This is a genomic window from Streptomyces sp. NPDC029122, assembly GCF_055569445.1.
Window position 1 is genome coordinate 70,074 of sequence record NZ_JBVHWK010000020.1, and the last position, 20,104, is coordinate 90,177.

The window sequence follows — 20,104 nt, forward strand, 5'->3', positions numbered from 1 at the left end:
CCTATTTGCCGTCGGCCTTCGCGCTCGCGTCGATGGCGGCCAGCGAGCGGCGGACCTGGTTGCGGTCCGTGGTGTACCAGAAGTCGGGCAGCGAGGCCCGCAGGAAGCTCCCGTACCGGGCCGTGGCCAGGCGGGGGTCCAGGACAGCGACGACGCCCCGGTCACCGGAGGCCCTTACGAGCCGGCCCGCGCCCTGGGCCATGAGCAGGGCGGCGTGAGTGGCGGCGACCGCCATGAAGCCGTTGCCGCCGTTCTCCTCCACCGACTTCTGCCGCGCGCTCATCAGCGGGTCGTCGGGGCGGGGGAACGGGATCCTGTCCATGATCACCAGTTGGCAGCTGGGGCCGGGCACGTCCACGCCCTGCCACAGCGAGAGCGTCCCGAACAGGCAGGTCCGCGAGTCCGCCGCGAAGGCCTTGATCAGCTCGCCCAGCGTCTCCTCGCCCTGGAGCAGGATCGGGTTGTCGAGCCGTCCGCGCAGTTCCTCCGCGGCCGCCTTGGCGCCGCGCATGGAGGAGAACAGGCCCAGGGTGCGGCCTCCCGCCGCCTCGATCAGCTCCGCCAGCTCGTCCATCATGTCGCCGCGGGTGCCCTCGCGGCCCGGCGTGGCCAGGTGCTTCGCGACGTAGAGGATGCCCTGCTTGGGATAGTCGAACGGGGACCCGACGTCCAGCCCCCGCCACACCGGCGCCCCCTCGCCCTCGACGCCTTCCGGGGAGAGGCCGAGCGAGGCCGCGACCCCGTTGAAGTCGCCGCCCAGCTTGAGGGTGGCGGAGGTGAGGACCACCGAGCGGTCCTCGAAGAGCTTCTCGCGGAGCAGCCCGGACACCGAGAGCGGGGCGACCCGCAGGGTGGCGCCGAAACGGTCGTGGCGCTCGTACCAGACGACGTCGTACTCGGAGCCGTTCGTGATCCGCTCCGCCACGGTGTGGACGTTCTCCACGGCGGCGAGGGCCTGCTTGCGGACGGCGTCCTCGTCGTGGACGGACTTGTCGCGGGTGGCGCCGATCGCGGAGATCACGTTGCGCGCGGAGTCGCGCAGGGACATCAGCGCATAGCCGAGGTCTTCGGGGACCTCCTCCAGGCGACCGGGCAGCGCCAGCTCCATCACCCGCTCGAAGGTTTCCGAGGCGGTCTGCAGGGCGTCCGCGGTCTTCTCGTCGACCAGCTTCGCGGCCCGCTTCACGGCCCGGTTGACCTGGCCGGGGGTGAGTTCGCCGGTGGCGACGCCGGTGACGCGGGACACCAGCTCGTGCGCCTCGTCCACGATCAGCACCTCGTGCTGCGGCAGCACGGGGGCGCCCTCGATGGCGTCGATGGCGAGCAGCGCGTGGTTGGTGACGACCACGTCGGCGAGCTTGGCGCGCTCACGGGCCGCCTCGGCGAAGCACTCCGCGCCGTACGCGCATTTCGTGGCGCCCAGGCATTCGCGGGAGGAGACGGAGATCTGGCTCCAGGCCTTGTCGGAGACGCCGGGGGTGAGGTCGTCGCGGTCGCCCGTCTCGGTCTCGTCCGCCCAGTCGCGCAGGCGCAGCAGGTCCTTGCCCAGCTTGCTGGTCGCGGTGGCCGCCTCGAACTGGTCGAAGAGACCCTCCTCCTCGTCCTGCGGGACCCCCTCGTGCAGGCGGTGCAGGCACAGGTAGTTCGACCGGCCCTTGAGCATGGCGAACTGCGGCCGTCGGCGCAGCTGCGGATGCAGCGCCTCGACCGTGCGCGGCAGGTCGCGCTCGACGAGCTGGCGCTGGAGGGCGAGCGTCGCCGTGGCGACGACCACGCGCTCGCCGTGCGCGAGGGCCGGCACCAGGTAGCCGAGGGACTTGCCGGTGCCGGTGCCGGCCTGGATCAGCCGGTGGGAGTTGTCGTCGATCGCTTCGGCGACGGCTTCGGCCATGGCCACCTGGCCGGGCCGCTCCGTACCGCCGACGGCGGAGACGGCGGCGTGCAGCAGGTCGGGGAGGGAGGGCTTCGTCATAGCACTGCCAACCCTACGGGGCGCCACCGACAGCGACCGCATCGATCACTCTTCAGGGGCCGTGCAGGGGGTTGGGGACGGTTCCGTGGACGACGGCGCTCGGCCGGTCCGGCCGGTCGCGGTAGCCGTCCGCGTGGAGGCGGTTGCGGTTGAGGCAGAGCCGGTCGATCCGTTCCGTCAGCAGGTCGAAGAGGCGGTGGCGGTCCTTGTCCTCGGGGAAACGGGCCTGATAGCGGAGGATCTCCGCCCGCACGAGGGCCCAGAACTCGCTCTCGGGCACGTCGAGCCGGTCCTCGCACAGGGCGGCCAGGTAGCGGAAGACGCCGACGAACAGTCCCGAATGGATGAACTGGGTGAGGAAGCCGGGCGGCTCCGTGAGCAGCGCCGCCCGGACCTCGTCGGGCATGGACGCGTGCTCCGGCAGGGGCGTACCGCTGATGTTGACGTCGTCCACGAAGTCCTTGACCGCGAGGCGGACCGGGACGTCCTGCTCGTCGAAGATCACGACGGTGTTCTCGCCGTGCGGAGAGAACACGGTGCCGTAGCGGTAGAGGAAGTGGAGCAGCGGCGGCAGCAGGGCGGCGAAGAGCCGGCGCAGCCAGGCTTCGGGGGTGAGGCCCGAGCGGGCGACGAGCTCGGCGGTGAAGGAGCGGCCGCGCGGATCGACGTGGAGGAGGCAGGCGAGGGTGCGGGCCCGCTCCCCCGGGGCGAGCCGGCCGGCCAGCGGCTCGCGCCAGATCGCTCCGAGGAGCTCCTTGTACTGGTAGGGGACCTCGGGGAGCCGGTCGTACACGGGGTGGCGGACGGTGACCGAGGCGACCTCGCCCAGCAGGACGACCCGGCATTCGTCGCGCAGGAAGGCGTCGGAGTCGCGGAGCGAGTGGATCCAGGAGGTGACGGCGGGCGCGGCCAGGCTGAGGTCGCTGGGCAGGCCGCGCCAGACGGTGGTGTTGAAGACCGACAGCGGGAGTTTGACGCTGAGGCGGTCGGGGCGGGTGAGGTTGAGGAAGGTGCGGATCGACTGTTGCGGGATCCTGTCGTCGGGGTCGGCGGGGAGCGGCACCAGGGTGCCGGAGGCGAGATCGGGGGCGAAGAGGGGGAGGACGATCTCGTCCCACTGCCAGGGGTGGACGGGCAGGTACAGGTAGCGGAGCGGGTCGAGGCCCCGGTCGCGCAGGATCCGGTCGAACGCCGCCCGGGTGACGGGGTCCAGCTCGGCCGCGTAGAGCCGCGCCGGATCCTCGAGTCCGGCGGTGCCCCGGTACTCCGCCAGGGAGGTGTGGGCCGCGAGCCACGGCAGCCGCTGCCGGGTGCGCGCCTCGGGGGCCCAGGCGGCGGCGTCCGCGGCGGACCATCCGACCCGGCCCTTGTTGAGGACGAGCCAGGGGTGGCCGGTCTGGTGGCCTTCGAGCGCCGCGTAGTCCAGATCGGCGAGGACGTCCGCGGTGAGCGCGTGGTGGTCGAGCCGGGCGTCGGCGGCGAGGGTGGAACCGAGCTCGTGGATCAGGTGGCCGAGGGTCGGCCCGTCGAGCCGCAGGAGGGTGCGGGCCCGGACGAGGAAGCCGTACGGGTCCCCGAACGCGAGCGGGGGCTCCGTCGCGGGGCCCGGCGGCGTCAGCGTGATCGTGTCCGCGCTGACCTGCCAGCTTCCGTAGGCGCGGCGGCGGGCGCGGAAGCCCAGGCTGCTGCCGTCGTCGAGGGTCAGGGTCCAGGCGTCACCGGCCGTCGAGGGCGCCGGGACGGGGCTGATGATCTCCTCGTACGCGAACTCGCCGAGCATCTTGGCCAGTAGCCGGCGCGCCGCGAGGTCCCAGGTGGGCCGGTTGAGTTCGGGCGGCGTGCACGGATGTTGTGGCGACGGGGGAACGTCGTCTTCGAAGGAGCCGGGGACTGCGGAGAAATTCGGCACGGGACTCCTCGAATATCGGGAACCTTGCTGCGGGCCGTGAAGTTCTGGAGATGAGAGCTGTGAAAACCGAAGACGCGAACTGGGCCTGGATAGAGGGCACGAGCTGGATGAGCCTGATATCCGGGAGGACCCTATGACCGTATGACCGGGGCGCCGATCAGAGCAGATTGCGCAGCGCCCGCTCACGGATCATCAGGGCGGCTCGCTTCCCGGGGAGGTCGATTTCCGTGGAATAGCGGAAACCGGCGTTCATGAAGGCTGAAACGGAGGGGGTGTTGCGAATGTCCGGTTCCGCGATGACGCGTGTGCAGCGGGGGCGGTTGTCGAAGACGAGCTCGGTGACGGCGCGCAGCAGCATGGTGCCCAGGCCCCTGCCCCGGTTCGTGCCGTCTCCGATGAGCAGGTGGATACCCGTGTCGTGGGAGCACGCCGGGTAGTGAAAGGAAACCGGGTCCAGGTCGGCCCGGTAGATCTCCCAGTAGCTCATGGGGCTGCCGTCGAGGAGGCCGAGGCAGGGGATGCTGTGGCCGTCGCCGTCGAGCTGGGCGCGCAGGTGCGACGCGGTGACGGCGGCGGATCCGCTGAGCTCCCAGTAGGCGGCCACCTCGGGGTCGTTCATCCAGCCGGTGAGCAGTTCCAGGTCCCGGTCCGGCCGTACGGGTTCGAGACGGAAGGCTCCGGCCGGTGTCGCGGCCGCGCCCCAGCCCGCTGGTGAGTCGAGAAGGTCCGCCTCGGCGAGCAGGGGCAGCAATCCGACGGTGAAGCGGTGCGCGGTGACCTCGTGGGAGGCGGGGCCGCCGAGGGGGCTCGTCGTGGTGTCCGTGGGAGGCATGGGGGCTCTTCTCGGTGTCGGTGGGAGCGCGTCAGTCGTGGAGGGGGTTGGTGATGGTGACGTAGACGGACTGGCTGTCGACGGGGCCCACGAGCTCGTCGAGGCCGCCCAGGCGGGTGAGCAGGTTCGCCTTGCAGCGGAGGGTGGGCGAGTCGAGCAGTTGCGCGGGGACCGGTCCGAGGCGGGATGCCTTGCCGAGGAAGCGGCGGAAGGCGGCGAGGAGCACGCGCTCGTCGGCGAGCCGTTGGGATCCGAAGGCGCCGATGAGGCCGATCACGTTGTTGATGCCGAGGTAGTAGGCGAAGCGTTCGTCGGCGACGGCGTCCGGGACGAAGGTGTCGCTGGCGCCGCCGATGCCGGGGAGGCGTCGTTCCAGTTCGGCGCGCCGGGAGTCGCGGAAGTAGTAGCCCTGGTTGTCGCGGAAGCGGCCGCCGACGGGCCAGCCCGCCCGGTCGAGGAGGACCAGGGTGTTCTGCTGGTGCGCCTCGAGGGCGATGCCGGCGAGTGCGTCGAAGGCGAGGACCGGCAGGACGACGTGGTCGAGGTAGCGCAGGAACCACTCGGTGGCGACGGCTGAGACGGGGCGGCCGGTGGTGAGGGCGAGCCGGGAGAGGGTGTCGGCGAGCCGGGAGCGCATCGCGGTCCGCCCGGGCCACGGGCGGAGGGAGGTCAGGGCGGCGACGCAGACGGCGTCGTCGTCGGAGTGGAAGGGGTTGTGGCGCAGGACGGCGTCGAATCCCCGGACGGGGGTGCCGTCCAGGGCGTCGACGGCGACCCAGGCGGGGTCGCGCACGATGTCGAAGCCGGGGTGGGCGGTCTGCCACTGCTCGGCGAGACCGGTGCGCAGCAGGCGGTGGACTTCGACGCCGCGGTGGAGTTCCTTGCGGAGGTTCTCGCGCCGGCAGTTGGTGATGCGCAGGCCGAGGGAGAGCTTGAGCATCGCCGGGGCGCCGGGGCGGTGGACGGTGCGGACGGAGGAGGTGGGGTACCAGGGGGCGCCGTGCGGGCCCAGGTCGCTGATGAGTCCCGCGTCGCGGAGGGCGGTGACGGCGGGGCGGTGGAGGAGGTCGCGGGCCTGCCACGGGTGCAGGGGAAGGGCGGTGGTGCCGGGGGGCAGCGGGAGTCCGGGGGCGAGCCGGGTGAGGAGCTGGGCGGCGGAGACCGGGCGGCCGCGTTCGGTCCATGAGGAGTCGGTGGCGAGGGCGTCGGGCGCGACCGCGATCCAGTGCAGGGGGAAGGAGCCGTGGAGTTCGGGTGAGTAGAGGCGTACTTCGGTTCCGGAGAGTCCTTCGCGGCTCTTGGGGTCCGGCTGGAGGGGGTGGCCGAGGAGGAGGGACTGTTCGGCGGTGAGGAAGAGGTCCCCCGCGACGGGGGCCGGACCGGTGGGGCGCCGGCGCCGGTCGGCGATGAACTCGGCGGTGCGGCGCACCGAGTCGGCGACCCGGCCGACGAGGTCGGTGCCGCTGCGGCCGTCGCCCTGCCGGGCGAGCAGAGCGGCGAGGGTGACGGCGTCCACGGCCGGGGCGTGGGCCGGGGCACCTTCGAGGCGGGCGGGGCCGAAGCGGTGCCAGCCCGCCGGGGACCAGTACCGGACGGGCACGAGCAGGGCGGCCGCGGACGCGGGGAGGGGGATGCGGAGCAGGGTTCCGGCGGGCCCGTCGGGGCGGCCGATGCCGCTCTCGCGTACCCAGCACCGCAGCAGGTTCTCCACCGTGGCGGATTCGGCGGCTGTGGCCGGGTCGGGGTGGTCCAGCAGGTCGGGCAGCGCCGCCGGGTCGGGGCCGGCGGGTCCGGGGCCGCCCACCCGGGGGCGGAGGGTGCCGTCCTTCTGCCGGGGCACGGTGCCCGCCGGGGGCTGGGCGGGCGTGGCCTGCGCCGCCGGGAGTCCGGGTGAGGGCGCGGGCACCGCTCCGGCCCGGTGCCGTCCGGGGTCGGCCCGCTCCGGCTCCGCCGCTGGGGGTGCCGCCGGCCGCTGGGGCCGTGCGGAGTCCGGGTGGGGGCCCGTCGGTGCCTGAGCGGCGGCGGGCGCCTCGGGTTCCGCGGGGCCGGCGGGCTGCGCGGGGCGGGGCGCGGCCGCCGGGCCGGGGTGGCCGGGGGCGGCCACGGGCTGCGCCGGGGCCGGGCCGGGCTCGCCGGGAGGTGCCGCCTGCGCCGGGCCGGGACGGTGAACAGGACCGGGCGCCGGGTGGGCCGGAGCGGCCGCGGCTGCGGGGGCGACGGCAGCCGAGGCCGCCTCAGCCGGACCGGGGGCAGGTGGCAGCACCGCCGCAGCGGCGGCGCGGGCCTCAGCCGGGTGGGCCGGGGTGGACGGGAGGGGGGCGGGGGCCGACGGGGCGGGGGCGAGGCAGCCCGGCACCGGAGCCGGGTTCGCCGTGCCCGGCGGGAGGGAGCCGGGGGCCGGGCCGCTCGGCGTCGCAGTCGAGACCGGCGGGAGGGGGGCGGGGGGTGGGGTGGCCGGGCCGGCGGGGCGGGGGCTGGTGGAGGGGTCGGGCATCGGGGGTCCTTCGCGTGCGGTCAGTGGGGCCGGCGGGCGGCGGCGGGGATCGAGTCGGCGAGCCGGTCCAGGACGGCTGCTGCCTGTTCGTCGGTCAGGGTCAGCGGCGGCAGCAGACGGACGACGCTGGAGTGGCGGCCTCCGAGTTCGACGATCAGGCCGCGGCCGAGGCACTCCTCCCGCACGGCGGCGGCGAGGGCGGGTGCGGCGGCGCCGGTCTCCGGGTCGACGAGTTCGACGCCGATCATCAGGCCGCGGCCCCGGACGTCGCCGATGCAGGGCTGGTCCGCCGCCAGGCCGCGCAGGGCCGTCAGCATCCGCTCGCCCAGGGCGGCCGCACGCTCGGCGAGCCCGTTGCGGCGGACGTAGGCGAGGGTGGCGGTGCCCGCGGCCATGGCGAGCTGGTTCCCGCGGAACGTTCCGGCGTGTGCTCCCGGAGCCCAGACGTCCAGTTCGGCCCGGTAGACGATCACGGCCAGGGGCAGGCTGCCGCCGATCGCCTTGGACAGGACCATCACGTCGGGGACCACCCCGGCGTGGTCGACGCCCCAGAATGCGCCGGTGCGGCCCACCCCGGTCTGCACCTCGTCCGCGATCAGCGGGATGCCCCGGGCGGCGGTGATCTCCCGCATCCGGCGCAGCCAGGCGTCGGGGGCCGGGTGGACCCCGCCCTCGCCCTGCACGGGCTCGACGATCATGGCGGCGGGCGCCGGCACCCCGCCCTTGGGGTCGTCGAGCAGGCTCTCGGTCCAGCGGGCGCCGAGCAGCGCGCCCTCGGCCCCGCCGACTCCGAACGGACAGCGGTGGTCCTGCGGGTAGGGCAGCCGGGTCACCCGTACGTCGCCGGCACCGCCCGACGCCTCCAGCGCCCCGGCGGTCATACCGTGGTACGCGCCGGTGAAGGTGAGCAGCCCGGTGCGTCCGGTGGCCGAGCGGACCAGCTTCAGGGCGGCTTCGACGGCGTCGGTCCCGGCGGGCCCGCAGAACTGGACGCGGGCGTCGGCGGCCAGAGCGGCCGGCAGGTTCTCGAAGAGCTCGGTGGTGAAGGCGTCCTTGACCGGGGTGGCCAGATCGAGGACGTGCAGCGGAGCCCCCGAGTCGAGGACTCCCCGGATGGCTTCGAGGACGACGGGGTGGTTGTGGCCGAGGGCGAGGGTGCCCGCGCCGGAGAGGCAGTCGAGGTAGCGCCGCCCGTCGGCGCCCTCGATCGTCAGCCCCCGGGCGCGCACGGGGACGATGGGCAGCGAGCGGGCGTAGGTCCGGGCGGCGGATTCCCGCAGCGACTGCCTGCGCAGGATGCCCTCCGCCGAGGCGGGTCCCCGCCCGGCCTGGGCCGGGACCTGCGGCGCGGCCCGCGTCCCCGCGGGCGCGGGGGTCGGCGGTGCGGGGGCGGTCGCGGCCTGCGGGGGCATCTGTACCGCGGCTGCGGTCGGCTCGGTCACGGCCACGACTGTCGGTCCTCCCGCAGGCTGGTCTTCCGGATCGCGCGTCGAACACGCGCGCTGCTGCACCATCCCCCGTACGTACCAACGACGGTGGCGGCTTCGGATCACGGTTCGTCCGAAGATCCTTGCGGTCCGGACGCCGGACGCCGGACGCCGGGGCGGCGGCGGCAGGAACCACCGACCCGGGGACGGCCGTCTTAGGCCTCGGCGGCATAGTGGGGGTTCTGCGATCCACCTCGATCGACTGATCGACTCCGTCTCAACACCTCGAAACTCCAGGGGGACTCACGACATGCGACCGAACCGACCGGTCACCGCGCTCCTCAGTGCGGCCGCGCTCGCGCTGACCGCCTCGGCCTGCGGACCCGGCGACGGTGAGGCCGGCTCCGACGCCAAGCCGACCGTGGCCGCGAGCCTGCCGTCCGGCGCGGCGGACGGGCTCAAGATCCCGGACGAACTCAAGGACAAGCTCAAGCAGCACGGCTTCGACCTGGAGAAGTGGAAGGGGGGCGCGTGGAAGAACTGGAAGAAGGAGGACTGGCTCCGCGAGGCGGGCGACTACGTCAACCCGATCATCGACGGTCTCTGGGATCCGGACCGGATGCGTGACGCGGAGCAGCCGCAGCGCCCGGCCGTCGACCCGGACGCCGGCAAGGACCAGGGCGTCACCGACCCCACCCCGGCTCCGGTGGCCGCCAAGCCGGCCGCCGCGCCGTACCACACGAGCGTTCCGGCGTCCGGCAAGGTCTTCTTCGACGGTCCCGAGGGCTCGATGGTCTGCTCGGCGACCGTGGTGAAGGACCCGGCCCGCCCGGGCAAGTCCAACATGGTCTGGACGGCGGGTCATTGCGTGCACGCCGGCAAGGCCGGCGGTTGGTACCGCAACATCGCCTTCGTCCCCTCCTACAACAACGCGGGCAAGCCGGCGGCGGCGCTCAAGGGCGCGCCGCGCGAGCAGGTGGCCCCGTACGGCGTGTGGTGGAGCGACTGGGCGCAGACCTCGGACCAGTGGATCGCGACCGGCGGTCCGACGGGTGGCGCGGGTGCCCCGTACGACTTCGCGGTGCTGCACGTGACGCCGGAGAAGGGCGGCGGCAAGTCGCTGGAGGAGACGGTCGGTACGGCGCTGCCGGTGGAGTTCAACGCGCCGGCGGTGGGGAAGATCGCGGGCGTGACGGCGACGGGCTACCCGGCGGCGGCTCCGTTCGACGGGCAGAAGGCGTTCCAGTGCGCGGACAAGCCGGGCCGGCTGGCGCTGCGGCAGGCGGACCCGGTGATGTACCGCATCGGCTGCACGATGACGGGCGGTTCCTCCGGGGGCGGCTGGGTCGCGACGGGTGCCGACGGCAAGCCGGCGCTGGTGTCGAACACCTCGATCGGTCCGGCCAAGGCCGGCTGGCTGGCCGGTCCGAAGCTGGGCCCCGAGGCCAAGGGCATCTATGACGCGGTGAGCGCCAAGTTCAAGTAGGAACCCGCGCGGAGCGGAGCGGACCCGGTCCGCACGTGACGGAGGGCCCCCGCTGGTGCGGGGGCCCTCCGTCGTGCGGGCGTGTCGCGCCCTTACTGCTTGGCGGGCACGTACGGCGTCAGCTCCGCCGCCAGTTCCGCGTGGACCCGCGCCTTGAGCAGGGTGCCCTCCGGGGTGTGCTCCTCGGAGATCACCTCGCCCTCGGCGTGCGCCCGCGCGACCAGCGCGCCGCGGGTGTACGGCACGAGTGCCTCCACCTCGACCGCGGGCCTGGGCAGCTCGGCGTCGATGAGCGCGAGGAGTTCCTCGATGCCCTGGCCGGTGCGGGCCGAGACGGCGATGGAGTGCCGCTCGATGCGCAGCAGCCGCTGGAGGACGAGCGGGTCGGCGGCGTCCGCCTTGTTGATCACCACGATCTCGGGCACGTCGACCGCGCCGACCTCGCGGATGACCTCGCGCACCGCCGCCAGCTGCTCCTCCGGTGCCGGGTGCGAGCCGTCCACGATGTGCAGGATGAGGTCGGAGTCGCCGACCTCCTCCATCGTGGAGCGGAACGCCTCGACGAGGTGGTGGGGCAGGTGCCGGACGAAGCCCACGGTGTCGGCCAGGGTGTAGACGCGGCCGGAGGGGGTTTCGGCCCGGCGCACGGTCGGGTCGAGGGTGGCGAACAGTGCGTTCTCCACCAGTACGCCCGCGCCCGTGAGGCGGTTGAGGAGCGAGGACTTGCCTGCGTTGGTGTAGCCGGCGATGGCGACCGAGGGGACCTTGTTGCGGCGGCGTTCCTGCCGCTTGATGTCCCGGCCGGTCTTCATCTCGGCGATCTCCCGGCGCATCTTCGCCATCTTCTCGCGGATGCGGCGCCGGTCGGTTTCGATCTTGGTCTCACCGGGGCCTCGGGTGGCCATGCCGCCACCGCCGCCGCCACCCATCTGCCGGGAGAGCGACTGACCCCAGCCGCGCAGTCGCGGCAGCATGTACTGCATCTGCGCGAGTGCGACCTGCGCCTTGCCCTCTCGGGACTTGGCGTGCTGGGCGAAGATGTCGAGGATGAGGGCGGTCCGGTCGACGACCTTGACCTTGACCACGTCCTCGAGCGCGATGAGCTGGCCGGGGCTGAGCTCGCCGTCGCAGACGACGGTGTCGGCCCCGCTCTCGAGCACGATGTCGCGCAGCTCGCGGGCCTTGCCGGAACCGATGAAGGTCGCCGGGTCGGGCTTGTCGCGGCGCTGCATCACACCGTCGAGCACGAGGGCGCCCGCCGTCTCGGCGAGGGCCGCGAGCTCCGCGAGGGAGTTCTCGGCGTCGCTGACCGTGCCGGAGGTCCACACACCGACGAGGACCACGCGCTCCAGGCGGAGCTGGCGGTACTCGACCTCGGTGACGTCCTCGAGTTCGGTCGAGAGACCGGCCACGCGGCGCAGGGCCGCGCGCTCGGAGCGGTCGAACTGGTCGCCGTCCCGCTCGCCGTCGATCTCGTGGCTCCAGGCGACGTCCTCTTCCATCAGGGCATCGGCCCGAAGGCTCTCGGTGAAGCTCTGCGAGTCCCGCACGTTCTGCGCGTCCCGCGGGTCCTGGGAAGGGGAAGAAGAGGAGGTCATTGGATCCTTACGTCGATTCGATGGTGTCGCGCCGGCCGGTTCCGACGCCCGGCCGGTTCAGCCAGGGCCAAAGGTACCGCTGTGCGTGACATAACACTGTCACTTCCAACGCGTGGTCCGGTCCGGAGATTCCCCGGGGTGGTTCCCGGAGCGGGATTCCGCCGGGTCCCCGGTCGGACTCGTCGATGGTGTCATGCCCGTTCCTCGCCCGTCATACCGTTTTTCCCGCCGCTACGGCTTCCCCGAGGCCCCGGCCGGTGCGGCCGGGGAGGACGCCGGTGCGGCCGGGGAGGACGCGGGGCCGCCCCACTCCGGGTGTCCGGGCATCGCCGGGGTGGTCTCCCCGTACAGCCACGGCCGCAGGAAGGCCGTGAGGTCGCGTCCGGCCTCCTGCGAGGCCAGCCGTACGAAGTCCTCCGTGCCCGCGATCCCGTCCTTGTGCTCCGCCACCCAGCGCCGCTCGACCCGGTCGAAGGCCGCGGCGCCGATCTCCTGGCGCAGGGCGTAGAGGATCAGAGCGGCCCCGTCGTAGACGGCGGGGCGGAAGAGGCCGATCTTCTCGCCGGGCGGGGCCGCCTTCGGGGCGGCCGGGGGGCCGCCCTGGGCCCGCCACTGGTCGGAGCGCTGGTAGGCCTCGCGCATCCGCCGCTCCAGGGGGTACTTGCCGAGCCCGTCGGCGTACAGGGCCTCGTACCAGGTGGCGTGCCCCTCGTTGAGCCACAGGTCGGACCAGGTGCGCGGGGTCACGCTGTCGCCGAACCACTGGTGGGCGAGCTCGTGGACCATGATGGACTCCACGTACCACTCGGGGTAGCCGGCCGCCTCCCCGGCGAACAGGCCGTGCTCGAACAGCGAGAGCGTCTGGGTCTCCAGCTCGAAGCCGGTCTTCGCCCGGGCGATGAGCACCCCGTAGTTCTCGAAGGGGTAGCGGCCCACGCGCTCCTCCATCCACGCCACGTGCCCGGCGGTCTTCGCCAGCCAGGGCTCCAGCCGCTGGCGGTCCGCGGCGGGCACCACGTCGCGCAGCGGCAGGCCGTGCGGGCCGGTGCGGTGGAGGACGGCGGAGCGGCCGACGGAGACCTGGGCCAGCTCCGTGGCCATCGGGTGCAGGGTCCTGTACGTCCACTCGGTGGCGCCTCCCGCGCGGGCGGCGGGGAGGGCGCCGGGCAGCCCGTTGGCGACGGCCGTGTAGCCGTGGGGGGCGGTGATCCGGAAGGTGTAGTAGGCCTTGTCGGCGGGGTGGTCGTTGCAGGGGAAGACCCGGTGGGCGGCGTCGGCCTGGTTGGCCATGGCGAGGCCGTCCTCGGTGGTGACCCACCCTCCGTCGGAGGCCCTGCCGCGCGGGTCGCTGGTGTGCCGGACGGTGATGCGCAGGGGGGCGCTCGCCGGGACCGGGTGCGCGGGGGTCAGTACGAGGTCCTCCCCGGCGGCCTCGAAGCGCGCGGGCTGCCCGTTGACCTCGACGGCGGAGACGGTTCCGTGCGTGAAGTCGAGGTTGATCCGCTCCAGCGGTTCCACGGTGCGGGCTTCGATGGCGGTGATCGCGTCGAGGGGGCTGCGGTTGTCCTTGTACGTGAAGGACAGGTCGTAGGAGAGGACGTCGTAGCCGGGGTTGCCCAGCTCGGGGAAGAGCCGGTCGCCGATGCCCAGCGGTTTCGGCGGGGGCAGCACGGCGGCGACGAGGGTGAGCGAGGCCGCGGCGAGCAGGGAGGCGCGCAGGCGCGGGGAGGTGAGCTGCATCCCCCACCGCTTACCAGCGCCGCTCGCGGGCCCGCGAGCGGCGCGCGACGACTCCACCCGAACGAGGCGCCGGAGCCGGGCACAGGACTGCGTACACCCGCGCGGCACTTCCGCGCACGTACCTCTCCGCGAACCCTCACCGAGCCGGGAACCACCCCTGGCGCGCCCCGGTACGCCTATGCCCCCACACCCCCACGCTCCCCCGAACCCCCAGCACGCCCCCGCCGCTCCCCCGGTCTTCCCCCGGAGCCTTCCCCAGCCCCCCGAGCCCCGCCCCTCGCGCGGAGCGGCCCCTACACCCGGCTCACGTCGTACACGCCGGGCACGTCCCGCATCGCCCGCATCAGCGCGGGCAGTACCGCCGCGTCGGGCAGTTGCAGCGTGTAGCTGTGCCGGACCCGCTGTTCCACGGGCGGTTCCACGGTGGCGGAGACCACTTCGACCCCCAGCCGGGCGATGGCCTCGGTCAGGTCTGCCAGCAGGTGCGGGCGCCCGAACGATTCGGCGTTGAGCGTGACCCGGCAGTCCGCGGTGGCCCGCCAGTGCACGGCGACCGAGGTGCGGCCCAGGGCGCGCATCTGGGCCACGGCCGGGCAGTGGACGCGGTGGACGGTGACGGCGCCGCCGCGTACGAGGAACCCGGCGACCGCGTCGGGCGGTACGGGGGTGCAGCATCCGGCGAGGCGGACGTGCGCGTCGGGCAGGTCGGCGACGGCGTTGCCCCCGCCGCCGCGCAGCCCGGGCACCGACAGCGGCGCGCGGGGCGCGGCGGTGGCGGGTCCGGGGCCGTCGGGGTGGGACTGGAGCCAGCTGCTGATGGCGATCCGGGCGGCCGGGGTCCTGGCGTGCTCCAGCCAGTCGGGGGCGGGCCCGGAGGAGGCGTCCTGCGCGAGGAGCAGCTGGACGGTGTCGCCGTCGGAGAGCGGCGAGGAGAGGGAGGTGAGGCGCCCGTTGACGCGGGCGCCGATACAGCCGTGGGCCGCCTCGCCGTGCTGCGCGTAGGCGGCGTCGATACAGCTGGCCCCCGGGGGCAGGCCCAGCGTGCCCCCGTCGGCGCGGAAGACGGTGATCTCCCGGTCCTGGGCCAGTTCGGCGCGCAGCACGCTCCAGAAGGTGTCGGGGTCGGGTGCGGACTGCTGCCAGTCGAGGAGCCGGGAGAGCCAGCCGGGGCGGGTGGGGTCGACGCGTTCCTCGTCGCAGTCGGCGGTCTCGCCGCCGGTGGCGTAGGGGTTGCCGAGGGCGATGACGCCGGCTTCGGCGACGCGGTGCATCTGGCGGGTGCGGACGATGACTTCGGCGACGTACCCCTCGGGGACGGCGACGGCGGTGTGCAGTGACTGGTAGAGGTTGAACTTCGGGACGGCGATGAAGTCCTTGAACTCCGAGACGACCGGGGTGAAGCAGGTGTGGAGTTCGCCGAGCACCCCGTAGCAGTCGGCGTTCTCGGCGACGAGGACGAGGATGCGGCCCAGGTCGGAGCCGCGCAGTTCGCCGCGTTGCCGGGAGATGCGGTGGACGGAGACGAAGTGCCGCGGCCGTACCTGGACCTCGGCGGCGATGCCGGCGTCGCGCAGGACGGTGCGTACGGATTCGGCGATGGCGGCGAGGGGGTCGTCCTCGCCCGCGTGGGCGGCGATGAGGGCGCGGGTGTGCTCGTACTCGTCGGGGTGCAGGATGGCGAAGACGAGGTCTTCCAGCTCGGTCTTGAGGGCCTGGACGCCGAGGCGTTCGGCGAGGGGGATCAGGACGTCGCGGGTGACTTTGGCGATGCGTGCCTGTTTCTCGGGGCGCATCACGCCGAGGGTGCGCATGTTGTGGAGCCGGTCGGCGAGTTTGATGGACATGACGCGGACGTCGTTGCCGGTGGCCACGAGCATCTTGCGGAAGGTCTCGGGTTCGGCGGCGGCCCCGTAGTCGATCTTCTCGACCTTGGTGACGCCGTCGACGATGAAGCAGACCTCGTCGCCGAACTCCGCCCGGACCTGTTCGAGGGTCACATCGGTGTCCTCGACGGTGTCGTGGAGGAGGGAGGCCGTCAGGGTGGTGGTCTCGGCGCCGAGTTCCGCGAGGATGAGGGTGACGGCCAGGGGGTGTGTGATGTAGGGCTCGCCGCTCTTGCGCATCTGGCCGCGGTGGGAGTGCTCGGCGAGCACATAGGCCTTCCGCAGAATGGACAGATCGGCGTCCGGATGGTGGGCGCGGTGGGCTTCCGCTACGTGTCCGATGGCGTCCGGCAGGCGGTCGCGGGACGTGGGTCCGAGCAGGGCCGCGCGGCCCAGGCGGCGCAGATCGAGTCGGCTCCGGCCTCGTCTGCGCAGCTCAGGGCGGATCTCGGCGTGTGCTTCTGGGTTCGTGGCCTCTGCACTCATGGGCACCTCCGGCGGCTTCGACCGGCGGTGGCGGGCATGGGGTGAGCCCTCAGGGCCGGTGCCTGATGTTACCGACCCCACCACGTGGCGCAGTCCACCTCTTGCTCAGCGTGAAACGGATCACCCATGAGAGGGAATCTTCAGGCGAAGGCCGTTTCCGTCAGCCAGTCGGCCTCGAACTCGCCGGAGGCCACGATGACGGCCGGTCCGGTCATGTCCACGCGGCCGTCGGGGTGTTCGGTGATGACGAGGGTGCCGCCGGGAAGGTCGACGGTGTACGAGACGGGCCGGCCGGTCTCGGCGGGGTCGGCTCCGTCCCGCCGGATGGCGGCCACGGCGACGGCGCAGGCACCGGTGCCGCAGGAGCGGGTCTCGCCGGAGCCGCGCTCGTGGACGCGCATGGCGACGTGCCGGGGGCCGCGGTCGACGACGAACTCGACGTTGACCCCGGTGGGGTAGGCGGAGGCGGGGCTGAACGGCGGGGGGCTGTACAGGTTGCCGGCGTGGTCGAGGCTTTCGACGAACGCGACGGCGTGCGGGTTCCCCATGTTCACGTTGCGCGCGGGCCAGGAGCGTTCGCCGACGGAGACGGTGACATCGCCCTCGGGGAGCAGTGCGCGGCCCATGGAGACGGTGACGTCGCCGGTCTTGTCGAGGTGGACCTGCTTGACGCCGCCTCGGGTGGCGATGGCGAGGTCGCCCGGCTCGACGTGCCCGGCGTGCTGGAGGTAGCGGGCGAAGACGCGGACGCCGTTGCCGCACATCTCGGCGACGGAGCCGTCGCTGTTGCGGTAGTCCATGAACCATTCGGCCTCGCCGGCCATGTGCGCGGCCTCGGGGTGGGCGGCGGAGCGCACCACGTGCAGCACACCGTCGGCCCCGATGCCGGCCCGGCGGTCGCACAGGGCGGCGACGGCGGTGGCGGGCAGCTCGATGGCGTTGTCCGGGTCCGGGACGATCACGAAGTCGTTCTCGGTCCCGTGGCCCTTGAGGAAGGAGAGGCTGGTGTGCGTCACCCGCCCATGGTACCGAGCGGGTCACCGCCCCGGCCTGCGGGATCAGCATGCGGCCGGGCCGTCGCCGGTGGGCTGCCGCCGCCGGTCCGCGCCGGTCAGCGCAGCCTGGCCACCCGGTACACGGCGAGTGCTACGACGGCCAGTGCGACCAGCGCGTACAGCGCGGCCATGCGCCAGTCGGGGCGGCGGCCGCTGCCGCGCGGCGGCAGCCCGGGCCAGGTGTAGCCGACGCGGCGCGCGGCCATCATGCCCCAGCCGCCCGCGCAGCAGCTGATGAGGAAGCCGAGCATGGCGACGACGGCTCCGCCGTCCCCGAACTCGAAGGCGAGGGGGAAGGCGAACATCAGGGAGCCGGCGGCGGCCAGCATCACGATGGGGGCGATCTGCCAGATGCGCAGGCGGCGCTGCGGTCGCAGCTCGACCTCGAAGGCGGGGCCGTCGGCCTCCGTGCCCGGCTCCGGGGCGTCAGGGCCGTCGGGGCTCAGGAGGGCCGGTTCGGCGGGCAGCCCGAGGCCGTCGGGGGCGGAGTCGGTGCCGGAGTCGGCACCGGCGGGGGTGCCGGGCCCGCCGGAGCCCGCCGGGACGTCCGGCGCGCCGGCGTCGGCGGACGCGCCCGGCTCGCCGGACCCGCCGCGAAGCATCGGGTCCGCTTCCCGCCCGGTGTCGTCCCGCCCCGTGTTACGAGGGCCGGCCTCCATAGCCACGCGCCCTCCCCACTCGGACTTCGTACGCCACTGTTCAGAAGTTTGATGATGGCACGGACCCGGGCCCGCAACGGGCACACGGGGCTTCCCGATGCAATCACGTGATCAGGCTGTGACCGCTCGTTCGACCAACGACTGCGCGAGCCCGGGGAGTTCCGCCCGGTCGGCGGCGGCTCCGCTGAGCCAGTGCACGCGGGGATCCCGGCGGAACCAGGAGTCCTGGCGGCGGGCGAAGCGCTTGGTGGCGCGTACGGTCTCGGCCCTGGCCTCGTCCTCGGTGCACTCCCCGGCGAGGGCGGCCAGCACCTGCTGGTAGCCCAGCGCGCGAGAAGCGGTGACGCCCTCGCGCAGTCCCTGGGCCTCCAGGGTGCGGACCTCGTCGACCAGCCCGGCCTCCCACATGCGGTCGACGCGCAGCGCGATCCGCTCGTCGAGCTCCGGCCGGGCCACGTCGACGCCGATCTGGACGGTGTCGTAGACGGATTCGTGGCCGGGCAGGTTGGCGGTGAAGGGCTTGCCGGTGATCTCGATGACCTCGAGGGCCCGCACGATGCGGCGGGCGTTGCTGGGCAGGATCGCGGCGGCGGCCGCCGGGTCGGCGGCGGCGAGGCGGGCGTGCAGGGCACCGGGGCCGCGCAGGGTGGCCTCCTCCTCCAGACGGGCCCGGACCTCGGGGTCGGTGCCGGGGAACTCCATGGCGTCGAGCGCGCCGCGCACGTAGAGGCCGGATCCGCCGACGAGCACGGGGGTGCGGCCCTGGGCGAGCAGCGCGTCGATCTCCGCGCGGGCCAGGCGCTGGTACTCGGCGACGCTGGCGGTCTCGGTGACGTCCCAGACGTCGAGGAGGTGGTGCGGGACCCCGCCGCGTTCCTCGAGCGTCAGCTTGGCGGTGCCGATGTCCATCCCCCGGTACAGCTGCATGGAGTCGGCGTTGACGACCTCGCCGTCGAAGTGGCGGGCCAGGGCGACGCCCAGGTCGGACTTTCCGGCCGCGGTGGGTCCGACGACGGCGATGACCCGCGGGGCGGGGGCTGCGTTGCTCACCGGAACAGTCTCGCAAACCCGGCGGCATGTACCCGATCGGGTGAGGTGACGGGGTGCGGGCGGGGTCGTTGCCCTGAAGAGGTTCCGGCCCGGCGTGCGCCTGGCGCGCATCTGGTGGAGGCCGGTCCGGCCAGGGCGGAACTCCACCCGCACGAGTAACGTTATGGGAGTAGACATGGGCGTTTTTGACCGGATTTTTCGCCGCAAGGAAGAGGTAGTGGCCGACCAGGCCGCCACCGAGGCCGGGGCGGCGGAGGCGCTGGAGGCGGAGACCGAGCCGGCCGAGGAGGCCGGGAAGGCCGAGGACACCGGGACTGCGGTGGCCGGGGCCCCCGCGGCGGAGGCCGTGGAGATCCCCAAGCAGCAGTCGGCGGAAGCTGCCGCGGACAGCGAGTCCGGCGAGGGCGCCCGTACCTAGTCACGCCACTGGAAGGTGCCCCATGGGGTTCATGGACAATCTGAAGGCCAAACTCGCTCCCGCGAAGGAGAAGGTCGGTGACCTCGCGCAGCAGCACGAGGGCAGGATCGGCGAGGGCCTGGACAAGGTCGCCAAGGTCGTGGACTCCAAGACCCATGGCAAGTACAGCGCCAGGATCACGACCGGCGCGGACAAGGCGAAGGACGCCCTGGGCAAGATCGCGCACAAGGACACCCCCGGCGGGCCGACGCCGCCGGCCGCCTCCTGACGCGGTACCGCGAGGGGCGCGGGATCGACTGATCCCGCGCCCCTTCGTCGTACGCGCGTACGGAAGCCCCGGGCGCCGGCTAGGACCAGGCGGCCACGAAGTAGCCGACCCCGTAGGGGGCGTCCTCGTACAGCAGCCGGCCGTCCAGGCCCGCGCCCTCCGCGGCCCCCGCGAGCACCTGCCAGGGCGCGCGGCCGGCGGCCAGCAGCTCGGCGGCGAGCGCGGGGTCCAGCGCGGCGAGCGCGGCGGTGTCGGCGGCGCCCAGGGCGCGCCCGGCCGCGGCGTCGAAGGCGGCGGCCCGTTCGTCCAGGTAGCCGGGCGCCTTCAGGGTCCGGCAGGCGCTGCCGTCGCCCATGACGAGCAGCGCGACGCGTCCGGCCCGCGCGGCGGCCTCCCGGCCGGCGGGCAGGCAGTCCCCGGTCGCCAGCGCCTCGCCCACCGCGAGCCCCTCGACGGGGGCGGCGCCCCAGCGGGCGCGGCCCAGCAGCCAGGCGCCGACGGCCAGTGAGGCGGGAAGCGGGCGCCCGGCCCCGTCGTCCCCGGGAGCGCCCTCGGGACGGTTCCCGAGCCGGACCTCGGTGTCGACCCCGAAGCCGCGGAAGCCGCCCCGGGAGCCCTGGGGGTAGACCTCCAGGCGGTCGGCTTCGGCGGCGCCGACCACGACGAGCAGGTCGGGCCGTGCGGCGGCGAGCACGGCCAGCGCGTCGGAGCAGGCGGTGCGGGCGTCGTCGAGTTCGGCGGCGGCGCCCGCGGCGACCTCCGGCACGAGGAGCGGCGGGGCGGGGCAGACGGCGGCGGCTACGAGCATGATCCGCAGCCTAGCCGTC

15 protein-coding genes are annotated in these 20,104 nt (G+C 73.7%); 3 read left to right on the forward strand and 12 right to left on the reverse strand.

The features are described from left to right. Position 1: 1 nt before the first annotated feature. The 5 genes from ACZ4WZ_RS22630 to ACZ4WZ_RS22650 all read right to left on the reverse strand — a co-directional run bounded on the left by ACZ4WZ_RS22630 (position 2) and on the right by ACZ4WZ_RS22650 (position 8,619). The gene (locus tag ACZ4WZ_RS22630; RefSeq protein WP_467892885.1) at positions 2-1,972 is read right to left on the reverse strand and encodes an ATP-dependent DNA helicase; all 1,971 of its coding nucleotides are present in this window, start codon (positions 1,970-1,972) and stop codon (positions 2-4) included. 52 nt (positions 1,973-2,024) lie between these two features. Next, positions 2,025-3,881 (reverse strand): IucA/IucC family protein, encoded by a 1,857-nt coding sequence (locus ACZ4WZ_RS22635; RefSeq protein ID WP_467892887.1) that lies wholly within the window; start codon positions 3,879-3,881, stop codon positions 2,025-2,027. 157 nt (positions 3,882-4,038) lie between these two features. Further along, positions 4,039-4,713, reverse strand: coding sequence for a GNAT family N-acetyltransferase (locus ACZ4WZ_RS22640; RefSeq protein WP_467892888.1), 675 nt, complete (start codon positions 4,711-4,713; stop codon positions 4,039-4,041). Positions 4,714-4,744: 31 nt separating this feature from the next. After that, positions 4,745-6,619 (reverse strand): IucA/IucC family protein, encoded by a 1,875-nt coding sequence (locus tag ACZ4WZ_RS22645; RefSeq protein WP_467892890.1) that lies wholly within the window; start codon positions 6,617-6,619, stop codon positions 4,745-4,747. Positions 6,620-7,227: 608 nt separating this feature from the next. After that, the gene (locus ACZ4WZ_RS22650; RefSeq protein ID WP_467892965.1) at positions 7,228-8,619 is read right to left on the reverse strand and encodes a diaminobutyrate--2-oxoglutarate transaminase family protein; all 1,392 of its coding nucleotides are present in this window, start codon (positions 8,617-8,619) and stop codon (positions 7,228-7,230) included. 325 nt (positions 8,620-8,944) lie between these two features. Between ACZ4WZ_RS22650 and ACZ4WZ_RS22655 the strand changes: the two genes are divergently transcribed. Continuing rightward, on the forward strand, positions 8,945-10,120 hold the full coding sequence (locus tag ACZ4WZ_RS22655) for a trypsin-like serine peptidase (protein WP_388938233.1): 1,176 nt from the start codon (positions 8,945-8,947) through the stop codon (positions 10,118-10,120). Between the two features lie 92 nt (positions 10,121-10,212). Here ACZ4WZ_RS22655 and hflX read toward each other — a convergent pair whose 3' ends face one another. The 6 genes from hflX to miaA all read right to left on the reverse strand — a co-directional run bounded on the left by hflX (position 10,213) and on the right by miaA (position 18,591). Further along, positions 10,213-11,718 carry a GTPase HflX gene (gene hflX / locus ACZ4WZ_RS22660; RefSeq protein WP_388938231.1) on the reverse strand — a complete coding sequence of 502 codons (1,506 nt, stop codon included), beginning with the start codon at positions 11,716-11,718 and terminating at the stop codon, positions 10,213-10,215. 231 nt (positions 11,719-11,949) lie between these two features. After that, positions 11,950-13,458: a M1 family metallopeptidase gene (locus ACZ4WZ_RS22665; protein ID WP_467892893.1), complete on the reverse strand. Its 1,509-nt coding sequence runs from the start codon at positions 13,456-13,458 to the stop codon at positions 11,950-11,952. A gap of 293 nt (positions 13,459-13,751) precedes the next feature. Then, a complete protein-coding gene (locus ACZ4WZ_RS22670) occupies positions 13,752-15,827 on the reverse strand; it encodes a RelA/SpoT family protein (RefSeq protein WP_467892894.1) in 2,076 nt (691 codons plus the stop codon). A 140-nt stretch (positions 15,828-15,967) separates the two neighbouring features. Beyond that, positions 15,968-16,843 (reverse strand): diaminopimelate epimerase, encoded by an 876-nt coding sequence (gene dapF / locus ACZ4WZ_RS22675; RefSeq protein ID WP_467892896.1) that lies wholly within the window; start codon positions 16,841-16,843, stop codon positions 15,968-15,970. Positions 16,844-16,938: 95 nt separating this feature from the next. Beyond that, on the reverse strand, positions 16,939-17,547 hold the full coding sequence (locus ACZ4WZ_RS22680; protein ID WP_467892898.1) for a hypothetical protein: 609 nt from the start codon (positions 17,545-17,547) through the stop codon (positions 16,939-16,941). A gap of 105 nt (positions 17,548-17,652) precedes the next feature. Further along, complete coding sequence (gene miaA / locus ACZ4WZ_RS22685; RefSeq protein ID WP_467892900.1) at positions 17,653-18,591, reverse strand: tRNA (adenosine(37)-N6)-dimethylallyltransferase MiaA; 939 nt, start codon at positions 18,589-18,591, stop codon at positions 17,653-17,655. 175 nt (positions 18,592-18,766) lie between these two features. Between miaA and ACZ4WZ_RS22690 the strand changes: the two genes are divergently transcribed. After that, positions 18,767-19,009, forward strand: a complete 243-nt coding sequence (locus tag ACZ4WZ_RS22690; RefSeq protein ID WP_467892901.1) for a hypothetical protein — start codon at positions 18,767-18,769, stop codon at positions 19,007-19,009. 22 nt (positions 19,010-19,031) lie between these two features. Beyond that, complete coding sequence (locus ACZ4WZ_RS22695; protein ID WP_125602842.1) at positions 19,032-19,277, forward strand: antitoxin; 246 nt, start codon at positions 19,032-19,034, stop codon at positions 19,275-19,277. Between the two features lie 79 nt (positions 19,278-19,356). Here ACZ4WZ_RS22695 and ACZ4WZ_RS22700 read toward each other — a convergent pair whose 3' ends face one another. Beyond that, positions 19,357-20,085 carry a class III extradiol ring-cleavage dioxygenase family protein gene (locus tag ACZ4WZ_RS22700; protein ID WP_467892904.1) on the reverse strand — a complete coding sequence of 243 codons (729 nt, stop codon included), beginning with the start codon at positions 20,083-20,085 and terminating at the stop codon, positions 19,357-19,359. Between the last annotated feature and the right edge of the window lie 19 nt (positions 20,086-20,104).